This is a genomic window from Amycolatopsis methanolica 239 (assembly GCF_000739085.1).
Taxonomy (GTDB): Bacteria; Actinomycetota; Actinomycetes; order Mycobacteriales; family Pseudonocardiaceae; genus Amycolatopsis_E; species Amycolatopsis_E methanolica.
The window spans coordinates 5,030,467-5,044,684 of sequence record NZ_CP009110.1 but is presented as its reverse complement, the minus strand read 5'-3'; the positions used below and the strand labels follow the sequence as shown (position 1 = coordinate 5,044,684).

Annotated in this window: 10 protein-coding genes and 2 pseudogenes; 9 read left to right on the top strand and 3 right to left on the bottom strand. The window is 71.4% G+C overall.

Going from position 1 to position 14,218, the window contains the following annotated elements; translation table 11 throughout:
• Nucleotides 1-63 precede the first annotated feature (63 nt).
• From AMETH_RS24515 to AMETH_RS24505, 4 genes and pseudogenes are all read left to right on the top strand, one after another.
• A pseudogene (locus AMETH_RS24515) lies at nucleotides 64-914 on the top strand (helix-turn-helix domain-containing protein).
• 56 nt (nucleotides 915-970) lie between these two features.
• On the top strand, nucleotides 971-1,171 hold the full coding sequence (locus AMETH_RS24510) for a DUF397 domain-containing protein (RefSeq protein ID WP_026153331.1): 201 nt from the start codon (nucleotides 971-973) through the stop codon (nucleotides 1,169-1,171).
• 167 nt (nucleotides 1,172-1,338) lie between these two features.
• The gene (locus AMETH_RS38815) at nucleotides 1,339-1,509 is read left to right on the top strand and encodes a hypothetical protein (RefSeq protein ID WP_017983817.1); all 171 of its coding nucleotides are present in this window, start codon (nucleotides 1,339-1,341) and stop codon (nucleotides 1,507-1,509) included.
• A gap of 64 nt (nucleotides 1,510-1,573) precedes the next feature.
• Entirely contained in the window at nucleotides 1,574-4,591 is a 3,018-nt protein-coding gene (locus AMETH_RS24505) for a helix-turn-helix transcriptional regulator (RefSeq protein ID WP_017983816.1), read from the top strand.
• 412 nt (nucleotides 4,592-5,003) lie between these two features.
• Here the strand turns inward: AMETH_RS24505 and AMETH_RS24500 are convergent, their stop codons facing one another.
• The 3 genes and pseudogenes from AMETH_RS24500 to AMETH_RS24490 all read right to left on the bottom strand — a co-directional run bounded on the left by AMETH_RS24500 (nucleotide 5,004) and on the right by AMETH_RS24490 (nucleotide 9,675).
• On the bottom strand, nucleotides 5,004-6,614 hold the full coding sequence (locus tag AMETH_RS24500; RefSeq protein WP_017983815.1) for a succinic semialdehyde dehydrogenase: 1,611 nt from the start codon (nucleotides 6,612-6,614) through the stop codon (nucleotides 5,004-5,006).
• A 155-nt stretch (nucleotides 6,615-6,769) separates the two neighbouring features.
• Nucleotides 6,770-9,039 (bottom strand): annotated as a pseudogene (locus AMETH_RS24495) (ATP-binding cassette domain-containing protein).
• Between the two features lie 33 nt (nucleotides 9,040-9,072).
• The gene (locus tag AMETH_RS24490) at nucleotides 9,073-9,675 is read right to left on the bottom strand and encodes a TetR/AcrR family transcriptional regulator (protein ID WP_017983813.1); all 603 of its coding nucleotides are present in this window, start codon (nucleotides 9,673-9,675) and stop codon (nucleotides 9,073-9,075) included.
• Between the two features lie 91 nt (nucleotides 9,676-9,766).
• On the opposite strand from AMETH_RS24490, the gene AMETH_RS24485 reads away from it, so the two are divergent.
• The 5 genes from AMETH_RS24485 (at nucleotide 9,767) to AMETH_RS24470 (ending at nucleotide 14,212) form a co-directional block, all read left to right on the top strand.
• Entirely contained in the window at nucleotides 9,767-10,912 is a 1,146-nt protein-coding gene (locus tag AMETH_RS24485; RefSeq protein WP_017983812.1) for an acyl-CoA dehydrogenase family protein, read from the top strand.
• Entirely contained in the window at nucleotides 10,912-12,054 is a 1,143-nt protein-coding gene (locus AMETH_RS24480; protein ID WP_017983811.1) for a CaiB/BaiF CoA transferase family protein, read from the top strand. Before AMETH_RS24485 ends, AMETH_RS24480 begins: the two co-directional genes overlap by 1 nt.
• 181 nt (nucleotides 12,055-12,235) lie before the next feature.
• Nucleotides 12,236-12,403: a hypothetical protein gene (locus AMETH_RS38810; RefSeq protein WP_017983810.1), complete on the top strand. Its 168-nt coding sequence runs from the start codon at nucleotides 12,236-12,238 to the stop codon at nucleotides 12,401-12,403.
• A gap of 302 nt (nucleotides 12,404-12,705) precedes the next feature.
• Entirely contained in the window at nucleotides 12,706-13,188 is a 483-nt protein-coding gene (locus tag AMETH_RS24475; protein WP_017983809.1) for a hypothetical protein, read from the top strand.
• A gap of 127 nt (nucleotides 13,189-13,315) precedes the next feature.
• Nucleotides 13,316-14,212 (top strand): lysozyme family protein, encoded by an 897-nt coding sequence (locus AMETH_RS24470; RefSeq protein ID WP_017983808.1) that lies wholly within the window; start codon nucleotides 13,316-13,318, stop codon nucleotides 14,210-14,212.
• Nucleotides 14,213-14,218 lie beyond the last annotated feature (6 nt).

The window sequence follows — 14,218 nt, the reverse complement described above, 5'->3', positions numbered from 1 at the left end:
AGATGGAGCGGGTTGTCCACGAGCCGCCGGGGGGAATGCGCGGGCCGGAGTGGAGGAGCGGACATGAGTCGCGGTCAGGGTCCTACGATTCGCCGTCGCAGGCTGGCGAGCGAGCTGCGCCGGTTGCGCGAGGCCGCCGATCTCACGATCGACGAGGTCGCCGAGAAGCTGGAGTGCTCCGCGTCGAAGATCAGCCGCATCGAGACCGGCCACGTCGGTGTCACCCCGCGCGACGCCCGCGACATGCTCGAGCTGTACGGCATGACCGGCGACGAGCGGGAAGCGCTCGTCCAGCTCGCCCGCGAGGCCCGCAAACCGGGCTGGTGGCAGGCCTACAAGGAGGTCTTCACCGGCACCTTCGTCGGGCTGGAGGCCGACGCCAGCTCGCTGCGGGCGTTCCAGGCGCTGCTCGTGCCCGGCCTGCTGCAGACCGAGCCGTACGCGCGCGCTGTCATCCGCGCGATGCGCCCGGACGCCGACGAGTCCGACATCCAGCGCCGGGTCGCCGCGCGCACCGCCCGCCAGCAGCTGCTGACCGACCCGAACCCGCCGGAGTACTGGGCCGTCATCGACGAAGCGGTCCTGCACCGCGTGGTCGGCGGGCCGGAGGTGATGGCGCACCAGGCCGAGCGGCTGCTGACCGTCGCGCAGCTGCCGCACGTCACCATCCAGGTCGTGCCCTTCGGCGCGGGCGCCCACCCGGGCATGGAAGGCCCGTTCCTGATCCTCGGATTCCCGGAGCAGGCGGACCCCGATGTGGTGTACGTGGACAGCACTTCGGGCGGTTTTTCCTCGAGCTGCCCCCCGATGTGCGCCGCTATATCCTCATGTTCGATCATTTGCGTGCGACGGCTCTGAAACCGGACGACTCGGTCGAGGTGATCGCCGCGGCCGCCGAACGTTTTTCCGGATAACGGTTTGCCGGGTGAGCCGTACCAACGTGTGCCTGGGAAGTGAGGAGCGGGGAGAAATGTCCCATGTGGAGCCGTCCGCCCCGGTGTGGCGCAAGAGCAGCCACAGCGGCGGCGGGAACGACTGCGTCGAGGTCGCGATGATCGCCGAGGGAGTCGGCGTGCGTGATTCCAAGAACCCGGCCGCGGGTGAGCTGCATGTGACCACCGAGAGCTGGCGCGGGCTGCTCCGCGCCGTGGGCGCGCTCGACCGCGCCTGAGGTAAGCCGAACGGACGACCCCTTACACCGCCGAGCAGGGGACTGAGGCGGGGTAAGGGGTCGTTTTGCGTCCGGGTCGGGGTGATCGTCCGATGCCGGGGGCCCGCCCTCAGGACGACTCTGAGGTTCACAAGGGGAACTGAAAGAGCCGGAAGAGGGAACTCCCGATGAGAAACGAGATCATGTACGACGCGGTCATGGCCGAGGTGGCCTACCGGCGCGAGCAGCTGGAGAAGGCGAGCCGTCCGGGCCGCCGCTGGTTCGGGCGCACCAAGACCGAGGTCCGGGTGCCGGAGCAGCGCCGTCCGAGCACCATCGAGCTGGCCCGCGCCCGGTAGGGGTCCGGGCGTGGTTTCGCCCACGACGAAAAGGGTGCCGGGATTGTCGGTGGGGTGCGACAGAATGGTGCTCGTGCCCCGCCTAGGTTCCGGAATCCCACTGGTCGCCCGCGCCGACGAGATGCGACGGCTGCGCGCTGCTTTCGCCGCTGCGGAGCGGGGTGAGGCGGGCGCGGTCCTCGTGTCGGGCGACGCCGGGGTGGGCAAGACCCGGTTGCTGACCGAGCTCTCCGAGCACGCCTCCTCCCGCGGCGCGCTGGTGCTCTCCGGGCGGTGCCTGGACGTGCGGGAGGGCGGTCTGCCTTACCTGCCGTTCGCGGAGGCGCTGGCGCCGCTCGGCCTGGACGACGATCCCGTGGTCGCCGAGGCGGTCCGGGTCCGGCCGGCGCTCGCGCGGTTGCTGCCGCAGGGTGGCGCGATGCCGCCGTCCCCGGCGGGCGAGCACCTGGTGCCGGACACGTCCGGCGAGCGGGACGTGCCGTACCGGGTCCGCCCGGAGCAGGACCTCGGGCAGCTGCAGCTGTTCGACGCGGTGCTGGGCGTCCTGACGCAGGTCGCCGCGCACCGGCCGGTCGTGCTCGTGCTGGAGGACCTGCACTGGGCCGACTCGTCCAGCCGGAACCTGCTGTCGTTCCTCCTCAACCGCCTGCGAGGGCAGCGGTTGCTGGTGGTCGGTAGCTACCGGGAGGAGGACGTGCACCGGCGGCACCCGCTCCGCGCGATGCTGGTGGAGCTCGTCCGCCTGCCGGTGGTCACGCACGTCGAGCTGCGGCCGTTCGGCACGGCGGAGGCGCGGGCGTTCGTCGAGGCGCTGGCCGACGGGCCGGTGACGCCGGAGATCGTCGCCTGGGTCGCCGAGCGGTCGGAGGGCAATCCGTTTTTCGCCGAGGAGCTGATGGCCGCCGGCGTCGAGTGCGAAGACCTGCCCGCGGGACTTGCCGAGGTGCTGCTGTCCCGGCTGGAGCGGCTCTCACCGGAGGCGCGGCGGGTGGTCCGAACGATCTCGGCGGCGGGCGATTCGGTGGCGCACCCGGCGCTGGCGGAGGTCACCGGGCTGGACGAGCTGGAGCTGGACGAGGCGCTGCGCGAGGCGGTGCACCACCACGTGCTCGTCATCGAGCGGGGCGCCTACACGTTCCGGCACGCGCTGCTGCAGGAAGCGGTGTACGCGGACCTCCTGCCGGGGGAGCGGGTCCGCATGCACGCCGCCTACGCCGAGCGGATCCGGCGCACGCCGCAGGGCCGCGGTCACGACGCGAAGCTGGCCTACCACAGCCTGCGCAGCCGGGACCTGAAGGCGGCGCTGCCCGCGTTGCTGCGCGCCGCCGAGGAGGCCGAGCGACTGGGTGCGCCGGGCGCGGCGTTGCGGCACATCGAGCAGGCGCTGGAGATCTGGGACGCGGTGCCGGAGGCCGACCGTCCCGAGGGCGTCGACGAGCTGAAGCTGTTGCAGGAGGCGTCCTACTTCGCGGCCACCTCGGGTGAGCCGGAGCGGGCGATCGCCTACGGCCGGTCATCGGTGCAGAACCTGCGGCCCGGCGTGCCTGCCGAGAAGGCGGCGAAGGTGTGGCGGCGACTGGCCGAGGTGCTCCTCAACGCCGAAGGCACGCTGCACGAGGCCCTCAACGCGATCAACAAGGCGTGGGACCTGGTCTCCGACGGCGAGCCGAGCAAGACGCGGGCGTGGGTGCTGGCCACCCGGGCCGCGATCCTGCGCAACGCGGGGCAGTACGACGACTCGCGCTGGAACGCGCACACGGCGGTCGCGGACGCGCGGGCCGTCGGCAACACGGGCGCGGAGGCCGCCGCGCTCGTGACGCTGGGCGCGCTGGACGACGCCGCGGGCGAGCCGGAGGAGGCCAGGGCCCGCCTCGAGGAGGCGGAGCGCAAGGCGCTGGACTCCGGGTCGCTGAACGTCGCATTGCGGGCGGTCTGCTTCCTGGCATTCAGTTACGAGGACCTGGGCGAGTACGGCCCGGCGATGGACATCTACCGGCGCGGCATCGAGCGGGCCGAGCAGACCGGGCTGACGTGGAGCATCTACGGGCTGGAGATGCGCGCGCGGCACCTGACGCTGCGGTACCTCAGCGGCGACTGGCCGGCGATGGCGAGCACGAACGCGCCAGCGCGGGGCGTGTCGAGTGTGCTGGCGGCGCGGATGACGTCGTCGTGGCTGCCGTTCGCGGTCGCGCGGGGCCGGGTGGACACGGCGCAGAAGTACCTGGGGGAGTTGCGGCCGCACTGGCGGGCGGAGCCGTTGACGGCGATCGTGAGCGGCGCGACGGGCGCCGAACTGTCGATGTGGCAGGGCGAGTACGAGCAGGCGATCGCGTGGGTGCGGAAGGTCATCGAGTTCCTGCTGTCGTTCGACGAGGGTTACCTGCTCGCCACCGTCCGCCTCGGCGCACTGGGGGTCGAGGCGGCCGCCGCGTGGTCGGCGAGCGCGCGGAAGCGCGGTGACCACGGCGTGGCCGAGCAGGCGGTCGCGGCGGGCCGGAAGCTGATCGAGCACGTCCGGTATGCCGGCGCGAACGGCAGGCCGCGGGCGCAGACCCTCGGGCCGGAGGCGCGGGCGTGGCTGGCACGGGCCGAGGCCGCCGTGAGCGGCCTGGAGGGCCCCGCGGACCCGGCGCTGTGGGCGGCGGCCGTCGCCGCGTTCGACTACGGCGCGGTTTACGAGCAGGCGATCTGCCGGTGGCACCACGCCGAAGCGCTGCTGGCAACTCAGGGCGACGCGGGCCAGGCCGCGAAGGAGCTGCTGGCCGCGCACGACGTCGCCGACGACCTAAGGGCAGTACCCCTCCGCGACGCGGTCCGCGAGGTCGCCCGGCGCGCCCGCATCGAAATCCCGGGCGTGGAGCCACAACCAGCCCCGCGCCCCACCGTCGACCCCCTCACCGACCGCGAACGAGCCGTGCTGGAACGAGTGGCACTGGGCCGGACGAACAAACAGGTGGGCGAAGAATTGTTCATCAGCGAAAAAACGGTGAGCGTCCACCTGTCACGAGTGATGGCCAAACTGGGCGCCAACCGAAGAGCCGAAGCGGTAGCCATCGCCTACGACAAAGGCCTACTAACCTGACGGCGCAAAGCGCCTGCATTGAACAAACGAAGCTGGGTGGTCATCCCGTCGCCTGACACGCAACGATCACCTTGAGCCAGGGCCGCAACCTGCGCTGGGTCCGGCGGCCGACAGCTTGCGGCCCTGGCTCAAGGTGATATGCACAAACCGGAAGGCGACGGGATGACCACCCGGCGACCACCTCGCCAAGGCGAGCCGAGGCACCCCTTGGTCATCCCGGAGCCTGCCCGTCCGGCGAGGACTCTTTTGATCTTTAAAGCCGCGCTGTCGCGCGGAAACAGCGCCTCACGGCGCTCGAACGGTCACCTTACGACCACCCCCGCCCCCGATGCCTGATTGTGTTTCAGTCGCCGAGCAGACGTGTCAAGGCGGGAAAAGCTTGCGGTTTGTGTTGTGGGGCAGCAGAAACCCGCTACCGGCGCGGTAGCTTGCCCAGCAGGCGGAGCCCGATAGTCATGCCCCGTGCCCAAACCTTCCCCGGCACGACGCGAGGCGGTCGCAGCCGGACGCCCCTCTGCACGGCGATCGACTGTGCCTCGGTGTACTTCAGCAGCCCTTCGGCACCGTTACGCCTTCCGAATCCGCTGTCTTTCATGCCTCCCATGGGCAGGCCGACGCTGCCGAAGGTCGCGGCGTAGCCTTCGTTCACGTTGACCGTTCCCGCTTTCAACCGGGCGGCCACCGCCCAGCCCGCGGCCGCGCTGCCGGACCACACGCTGGCGTTCAGGCCGTATTCGGTGTCGTTCGCGCGCTCGATGGCCTCATCCAAATCCGCGTAGCCGTAGATCGCCACCACCGGGCCGAACGTCTCTTCCCGGAACAGCGCTACGTCCTCGGTCACGTCCGTGAGGACCGTCGGCTCGTAGAACAGCGGGCCCAGGTCGGGACGGGCCCGGCCGCCCGTGAGCACAGTCGCTCCCTTGGCGCGCGCGTCCTCCACGTGGGCGCTCACCGCCGCCAGCTGGGCGGCGCTCGTCAGCGAGCCCATGTCCGCACCGAACCCGAGTTCCGCGCCCAGCTTCAGCGCCTTCGTCTTCGCCACGAATGTCTTCGTGAACTCGTCCCGGATGTTCTCGTGCACGTAGATCCGCTCGACCGACACGCACAACTGCCCGGCGGAGGAGAAGCACGCCGTCACGGCACCGGCCGCCGCCTTCGCCACGTCGGCGTCCGGCAGCACGATCATCGGGTTCTTGCCGCCCAGCTCCAGAGAATAGCCGGTGAGCCGCTTCGCGACCTTCTCCGCCAGCGCCTTCCCGGTCGGTGTCGAACCGGTGAAGCACAGGTAGTCCGACTCCTCGACGATCGCGTCCCCGATGCTCGAACCCCGGCCCAGCACGATCCGCCACACGCCCGCGGGCAGCCCGGCCTCCTGGGCCAGCTCGTGCAGCCACAACGCCGACAACGCGGTCTGGTTGTCCGGCTTCTGCACGACCGTGTTGCCCGCGGCGAGCGCGGGCAGCACGTCCATCGCGGTCAGCGCGAGCGGGTAGTTCCACGGCGAGATGACCCCGACGACACCCTTGGGGTGCCGCACCTCGCCCGCCTTCGTCGCCACCGGGATGACCCCCGCGACGCGGCGGCCGCCGAGGATCTTCGCGCTGTGCCTGCCGTAGTAGCCCGCGACCAGGGCCGTCGCGCTGACCTCGTCGAACGCGTCGATCCGCGCCTTGCCCGCCTCCAGCTGCACCAGGTTCAGGATCTCCTCCTGACGGCCCAGGATGAGCTCCCCGAGCCGCTTCAGCACCCGCTGCCGCTCGGCCACCGGACGCGCCGCCCACGCCCGCTGCGAAGAACGCGCCGCGGCGAACACCGCACGCACGTCGGCGTCGGTGGCCTGCGGGAGCGTCGCGGTCGGCAGCCCGGTGAACGGCGCGGTGATCTCCACCGGAGCGGAGTCCTGACCGCCTTCGGCGCGCCGGGCGAGCTGCGCGGAGCGGGCCGTGGTGGGCGCGCCGGGGATCCCGCCGACGGTGTTCGGTCCCGTCGAAGCCTCACCCGTGTTCGCGGCGGTGCTGGTCATCGGCCCTCCTGGCGCTGGTCGGCGGCGTTACCGGCGAGTACAGCATACCGTTGGTATGGCGAGGATCCCTTTTCGTTCGGGAACGTCACAGTCGGCGATCCACACGTCTCCGAAGTGGGCGGCCGGCCCGGGCGAGGGCCGGGCCGGCCGGCCTGTCACGCCACGTACCGCGCCAGGTGCTCGCCGGTCAGCGTCGAGCGGGCGGCCGCGAGCTCGGCCGGACTGCCCTCGAACACGATGCTGCCGCCGTCGCTGCCCGCATCTGGACCCAGGTCGATGACGTGGTCGGCGTGCGCGATGACCGCCAGGTGGTGCTCGACGACCACCACCGAGCGCCCGGAGTCCACCAGACGGTCGAGCAGCTCCAGCAGCTGGGCGACATCGGCCAGGTGGAGCCCGGTCGCCGGCTCGTCGAGGACGAGCACGGGGGCGTCGGCGGCCATGTGCACGGCCAGCTTGAGCCGCTGCCGCTCCCCGCCGGAGAGGGTGGTCAGGGGCTGGCCGAGCGTGAGGTACCCGAGGCCGGCGTCGCGCAGGCGCACCAGGATCCGGTGCGCGGCAGGCAACCCCACCGCCCCGCCGGTGGCGAAGAACTCCGCGGCCTCGGCGACGGTCATCGCCAGCACCTCGGCGATGTTGCGCCCACCGAGCCGGTGTTCCAGCACGTGGGCCTGGAAGCGGCGGCCCTCGCACTCCTCGCACACGGTGGTCACCCCGGCCATGAGCGCCAGGTCGGTGTAGACGACGCCGGCGCCCTTGCACACCGGGCAGGCGCCTGCGGAGTTGGAACTGGACAACGCCGGCTTGACCCCGCCGGCCTTCGCGAACGCGGCGCGCACCGGGTCGAGCAGCCCGGTGTAGGTCGCCGGGTTGGAGCGGCGCGAGCTCCGGATCGCGCTCTGGTCCACGACGACCACACCCTCGTGCCGGGCCACGGCCCCGTGGACCAGCGAGCTCTTGCCCGACCCGGCCACGCCGGTGACCACCGTGAGCACGCCCAGCGGCACGTGCACGTCGACCTTCCGCAGGTTCTCGGCGGCGCCGCGGACGGGCAGGGCCCCGGCGGCCACGCGCACGCTGTCCTTGACCGCGGCGCGGTAGCCCAGGTGCCGTCCGGTGAGCGTGCCGGAGGCACGCAGCCCGTCGACGTCGCCTTCGTAGCAGATCTGCCCGCCCGCGGTGCCCGCGCCGGGACCGAGGTCGACGACGTGGTCGGCGATCCGGATCGTCTCCGGCTGGTGCTCGACCACCAGCACCGTGTTGCCCTTGTCCCGCAGGCGCAGCAACAGCTCGTGCATGCGGTGGATGTCGTGCGGGTGCAGCCCGACGGTGGGCTCGTCGAACACGTAGGTGACGTCGGTCAGGCTGGAACCGAGGTGGCGGACCATCTTCACGCGTTGCGCCTCCCCGCCCGACAGCGTCCCGGCCGGCCGGTCCAGCGACAGGTAGCCGAGGCCGATTTCGACGAACGAGTCCAGCGTACGGCCCACGTTCGCCAGCAGCGGAGCGACCGAGGGGGCGCTGAGCCCGCGCACCCAGCGGGTCAGCTCGCTGATCTGCATGGCGCACGCGTCGGCGATGTTGACCCCGTCGATGCGGGAGGCCAGCGCCGCCACGTTCAGCCTCGCCCCGCATTCCGGGCACGGGCGAACGCGACCGCCCGCTCCACGAAGGCGCGCACGTGCGGCTGCAGGGCGTCCTTGTCCTTGGACAGGAACGATTTCCGCACGCGGTGGAGCAGACCCTCGTAGGAGATGCTGGAGCCGCTGAGCCGGATCTTGGTCTGGTCGCGGTGCGGCAGGTCGCGCAGCTCGGTCTCGCTGTAGTCGCGGATCTTCTTGTCCGGGTCGAGGAACCCGGAGCCGGTGTAGGTGCGCACGAGCCAGCCGTCCGGGGTGAAGCCGGGCACCTGGATGGCGCCCTCGCGCAGGCTCCGGTCCCGGTCGACGACGGCGTCGAGGTCGATGTCGGAGACCTGGCCGGTGCCCTCGCAGACGGGACAGGCGCCGGCGGGCAGGTTGAAGCTGTAGTGGAACCCGGGGCCGGCGCTGGGCTCGCCGAGGCGGGAGAACACGATCCGCAGCATGGCGTGCACGTCGGTGGCGGTGCCGACGGTGGAGCGGGAGTTCGGGGTCATCCGCTCCTGGTCGACCACGATCGCCGTGGTCAGGCCCGTCAGGACGTCGACGTCGGGGCGGGCGGCCCGTGGCAGGAAGCCCTGGACGAAGGCGGAGTAAGTCTCGTTGATCAGCCGCTGCGACTCCGCGGCGATCGTGCCGAACACCAGTGAGCTCTTGCCCGAGCCGGAGACTCCGGTGAACACGGTGAGGTGGCGTTTGGGGCGGGTGACGTCGACGTCGCGCAGGTTGTTGACGCGAGCGCCTAGGACGCGGATCAGCGCATGGCTGTCGGCGGGGTGTCCCATACACCGACTCTATGCACTGTACGGAGTACCAGGTCAGCCGCCGCGGTAGGCGCTCACCGCGAGCCGCTTCCATTCCTCCAGCAGTTGCTTCCGCCGCGCGGGTGCGCCGCCCAGTTCGGCGTCCAGCGCCAGTCCGCGCGTGAAGTTCACCGTCAGCCAGAACAGCGTCTCCAGGCGCTCGCGCGGCAGGTCCGGGGCGAAGTTCCGGACCAGCGTCAGCGTTTCGCGGCCCAGCGCGCGGTCGACTGGCCGGATCGCCGCCCGCAGGGCGGGGTCGGTGCGCGCCGCGATCCACAGTTCGGTCGCGGCAGTGGCGAGCGTGCCGGAATAACCGGCCCACAGCAGGTCGATCGCCGCGGGAATGGCCTCCTCGCCGCTCGGCAGGTCCGTGAACGATTCCGCCAGCGCCGCTGTCCGACGACTCGTGAGATGCGCCACAGCGGTCGCCATCAGGTCGGCCTTGTCCGCGAAGTGGTGCTGCGCCGCGCCCTTCGACACTCCCGCCCTGGCGCAGATCTCGTGCATCGACGTGCGGGCGTAGCCGAGTTCCACCAGGCATTCGATGGTCGCGTCGAGCAGGGCCGTCCGGGTCTGCTCCCGGCGCTCGGCCTGCGTGCGGTGCCCCCGTGCGGTCACGTCGCCTCCTTTACCGGCGCTGCCGCCGGATGTACATTCCACTCGGAACTTACATTCCGTCCGTAATGTTTTCCACTGCTGGAGGTCACCGATGCCGTTGCCCGCGCCGAAGAGTTCCTGGGCACAGGACCTGGGCGAGTTCCGCGAGCTGGCCCGCGCGTTCTGCCAGAAGGAGCTCGTGCCGCACCAGGAGCGGTGGAACCAGCAGAAGTCCGTCGACCGGGAGCTGTGGACGAAGGCGGGCGAGGTCGGGCTGCTCGCCATCTCGATCCCCGAGGAGTACGGCGGCGGTGGCGGCACCTTCGCGCACGAAGCCGTGCTGTTCGAGGAGCAGGCCCGCAGCGGCGACGGCTCCTGGGGTGTGTCCGTGCACAACGGGATCGTGGCGCACTACCTGCTCCACTACGCCACCGAAGACAAGAAGAAGGAGTGGCTGCCCAAGCTCGCCAGCGGCGAGTGGGTCGGCGCGATCGGCATGACCGAGCCGGGCACCGGCTCCGACCTGCAGGGCATCAACACCCGCGCGGTGCGTGAGGGCGACGAGTACGTCATCAACGGCGCCAAGACCTTCATCAGCAACGGCGGCATGGCCGACCTGGTCGTGCTGGCCTGCAAGACCGACCCGGACGCGGGCGCGGCCGGGGTGTCGCTGATCGTCGTCGAGACGAACCGCGAGGGCTTCCGCCGTGGCCGCGTGCTCGACAAGGTCGGGCTCAAGGGCCAGGACACCGCCGAGCTGTTCTTCGACGACGTCCGGGTGCCCGCGGCGAACCTGCTCGGCGAGGAGGGCCAGGGCTTCATCCAGATGATGCAGCAGCTCCCGCAGGAGCGGCTGATCATCGCGGTCACCGCGGTGGCGGGCATGGAGGCCGCGATCGACCTCACCATCGAGTACACGAAGGGCCGCACCGCGTTCGGCCGCCCGGTCTACAACTTCCAGAACAGCAAGTTCAAGCTCGCCGACGCGGCCACCGAGGCGGCCGTGGCCCGGGCTTTCCTCGACCAGTGCATCGAGCGGCACCTCAAGGGCGAGCTGGACGTGCAGGGCGCGGCCATGGTCAAGCTGTGGACCACCGAGCGGGCCAACAAGGTCGTCGACGACTGCGTCCAGCTGCACGGCGGGTACGGCTACATGACCGAGTACCCGATCGCCCGCGCCTGGACGGATCTGCGCATCTCCCGCATCTTCGGCGGGACCAGCGAGATCATGCGCGAAGTCATCTCGCGGACGCTGTGATGGCGGGACCACTCGCGGGGCTGAAGGTCGTCGAGCTGGCCGGGCTCGCCCCGGCGCCGTTCGCGGGCACCCTGCTCGCCGACCTCGGCGCCGACGTGGTGCGGGTCGACCGGGCCAAGCCGGGGGCGGACGTCCTCGGCGTGCCCAACGACCCGCTCACCCGCGGCCGCCGGACCATCGGCGTGGACACCAAGAGGCCCGAGGGGGTCGAGGTCGTACTGCGGCTCGCCAAGCGGGCCGACGTGTTCATCGAGGGGTTCCGCCCCGGCGTGGCCGAGCGCATGGGGCTGGGCCCGGAACAGGTACAGGGGCGCAACCCGCGGATCGTCTACGGCCGGGTGACCGGCTGGGGCCAGGACGGGCCGCTCGCGTCGGCGGCGGGGCACGACATCAACTACCTCAGCGTCGCGGGCGCGCTCGAACCCATCGGGCGCGCCGGGGAACGGCCGGTGCCGCCGCTCAACCTCGTGGGCGACTTCGCCGGCGGTGGGATGCTGCTGGCGTTCGGCATCCTCGCCGCGCTGCACGAGCGGACCTCCTCCGGTCGCGGGCAGGTGGTGGACGCGGCGATGGTCGACGGCGCGGCGCTGCTGATGACGCAGCTGTTCGGGATGCGCTCGGCCGGGATGTGGCCGAACGAGCGGGGCGGCAACGTCCTCGACGGCGGCGCCCCGTTCTACGACACCTACGAGACCGCGGACGGCAAGTACGTCGCGGTCGGGGCGATCGAGATGCGGTTCTGGGGCGACCTGGTGCGGGTGCTCGAGCTGGACCCGGCGGAGCTGCCGGTGCACCTGGACTGGAACCAGTGGCCGCGGCTGCGGGAGATCCTGGCGTCGGCGATCGGCAAGTTCACGCGGGACGAGCTGGTGGCGCGGGCGGAGGGCACGGACGCGTGCCTGACACCGGTGCTGAGCCCGTGGGAGGCGGCGGCGCACCCGCACAACGCGGCGCGCGGGACGTTCGTGGAGATCGGCGGCGTGGTCCAGCCCGCCCCGGCGCCGCGGTTCGACCGCACGCCGCCCGCGACGCCGGAGGCGCCACACGAGAAAGGGGCGGACACCGAGGATGTCCTGACCGAACTCGGGTATGACACCGAGCGCGTCGCGGCGTTGCGGGCGGCGGGGGTGATCGCCTCCTGACGCGCGCCCGGCTGATCGTTTAGAGTGGGGACCAGTTCGTGCTGGGCACGCAGTGTCACTGCGGCCAGCCATCCGTGTGAAGGGGTGTCGAAAACGTCCCGGTGACGGCAGGATTGCCGTTGATCGGGGGAACCAGGCCCGCGGCGTGCCCGCGAGCGCAGTGAGCGAGGGGAACACGGCCATGTCGGCGAACACCAAGAAGATCGTCATCGTGGCCGTCGTCGCGCTCGTGTTGTTCTTCCTGATCACGCGTCCGACCGAGTCCGCCGAGGTGGTGCGCGGCGCACTGGGCTGGCTCCGGGACGGCGCCGAAGCCATCGTGACCTTCGTCCGCAGCCTCTTCTCCTGAGCCCATCCGGCCACGGCCGGCACCGCATCCGGCGGTGCCGGCCGTGGCCGTGCGCGTCTCACCGTCAGCTACGGAAAGTCACGAATCTCGGCATCTGAGGGGCACTGTTCGACCATCCGGGTGGATTGAGGTGATTAACGCGCTGGTCGCCGAATTCGTTGCCCGGAACCTCTGGCGCGACGGCCCGAATTCCCCCTACGGTGCTCACATTGCGTGACCGACCGGTTCTCGCCGGCGAAACGGTCAATCGCTTCGATCATCGCCGTTCGATGGTGGCTTTCAGTGGGCACGAGGAGGCAGGGATGACCGGAGATCCCGGGGTGGATGCGGTGATTGCCCAGTGGGCGTCCGAGCTTGAGCGCACGCCGGAGGAGATGGAGGCCGACCGGATCGCCTCCGCCTGGCTCGCCGAACTGCCGCAGCAACCACCAGGGATTCCCGGCCAGCGGGCCCGCACCGGCACCCGCACGTGGAAGCCGGTGGAGTCGGCCGACCCGGACTACCTGGACGCGATGCAGGAACGCCTGCCCGAGGTGCCGGTCGACCTGCTGGTCGCCGCGGCAGGCTGGTGGCAGATGGTCGGCGACATCGAAGAGGCCAAGGCCTGGTGGGACGCCGGCATCAGCCCGCTCGACCAGCGCGCGCTGGACTACCGGTCCGCCGGCCTCACGCCGTCCGACCTGTCCCGGCGCCTCGGCCCGATGACGGTCCTGCAGCACCTGCGCCGCGGCAGCGCCCCGGCCTGGTGCGTCGCTCGTCTCGCCCGCCAGCAGCGCGCCAGCTGACCGTCGAGGTCGCGTAACGTCAGGAAACGCGGCCTCGTTGGTCAGGTGAGGCTTTAGCGCTCGCTTGACACCGGCGCACCTATCGTCGGCGCGCGGAGCGTGCGGACGTCGGTGGGAGGCAAGGTTCTTGGACACGGAGCAGATCGAGCACGACCCTGCGGACGTGTCCACCGAGGAGGAGACCGCGGCGCCGCCCGCCCGCAGGCGGGCCGCGCCCGCGGTGCTCGGCAGGCTCGCGGTCGTGGTGGTGGTGCTGGCCGCGGCTGTGGGCGGGGTTTGGGCGACCAGCGCGGTCACCAGGCCCGACCGCACCGAGACCACCACCGAGATCCCGGACCTGGACAATGCGGCGGCGCAGGTCGCGCCCGGTTCGGCGGCCCCGGTCAACGCGACCGTCGAGGGCGCCCCGGCGGCACAGACCCAGCCGCAGCAACAACCCCAGCAGCGACAGGAGTCCGGCGGCGGCGACCTGCTTTCCCAGTGGGCGGCCAAGGTCTCCGACGTCACCGGCATCCCGGCTCGCGCGCTCGTCGCCTACGGCAACGCCGAGCTGGAGATGCGGGCCGCGCAGCCGAAGTGCCGACTGTCCTGGGCCACACTCGCCGGCATCGGCCGGGTCGAGTCCAACCACGGCCAGTACGGCGGCGCGGTGCTGCAGGCCAACGGGCTGCCGTCGAAGGCGATCGTCGGCGTCCCGCTGGACGGCTCGCCCGGCATCAGGGCGATCGGCGACAGCGACGGCGGCCGGTTCGACGGCGACCCGGTGTACGACCGGGCGGTCGGGCCGATGCAGTTCCTGCCCAGCACGTGGGCCCGCTACGGCGGCGGCTACAACCCGCAGCAGATCGACGCCGCCGCGCTCGCCGCGGCCAAGTACCTGTGCGTCGGCGGCCGCGACATGGCCAGCGCGAACGGCTGGTGGGCGGGAATCCTGTCGTACAACAACTCGGTCGACTACGGGCAGAAGGTGTTCGGCCTCGCCGACGCCTACGCCAAGGCCGCCCAGGTCGTCAAGGTCTCCTGACCCGCG

Excerpts from the sequence above, each read along its gene's own strand:
- AMETH_RS24475 (WP_017983809.1), top strand. The coding sequence starts at position 12,706 with ATGACCGGAGATCCCGGGGTGGATGCGGTGATTGCCCAGTGGGCGTCC.
- AMETH_RS24485 (WP_017983812.1), top strand. The coding sequence starts at position 9,767 with ATGCCGTTGCCCGCGCCGAAGAGTTCCTGGGCACAGGACCTGGGCGAG.
- AMETH_RS24510 (WP_026153331.1), top strand. The coding sequence starts at position 971 with ATGTCCCATGTGGAGCCGTCCGCCCCGGTGTGGCGCAAGAGCAGCCAC.
- AMETH_RS24480 (WP_017983811.1), top strand. The coding sequence starts at position 10,912 with ATGGCGGGACCACTCGCGGGGCTGAAGGTCGTCGAGCTGGCCGGGCTC.
- AMETH_RS24500 (WP_017983815.1), bottom strand. The coding sequence starts at position 6,614 with ATGACCAGCACCGCCGCGAACACGGGTGAGGCTTCGACGGGACCGAAC.
- AMETH_RS38815 (WP_017983817.1), top strand. The coding sequence starts at position 1,339 with ATGAGAAACGAGATCATGTACGACGCGGTCATGGCCGAGGTGGCCTAC.
- AMETH_RS24505 (WP_017983816.1), top strand. The coding sequence starts at position 1,574 with ATGGTGCTCGTGCCCCGCCTAGGTTCCGGAATCCCACTGGTCGCCCGC.
- AMETH_RS38810 (WP_017983810.1), top strand. The coding sequence starts at position 12,236 with ATGTCGGCGAACACCAAGAAGATCGTCATCGTGGCCGTCGTCGCGCTC.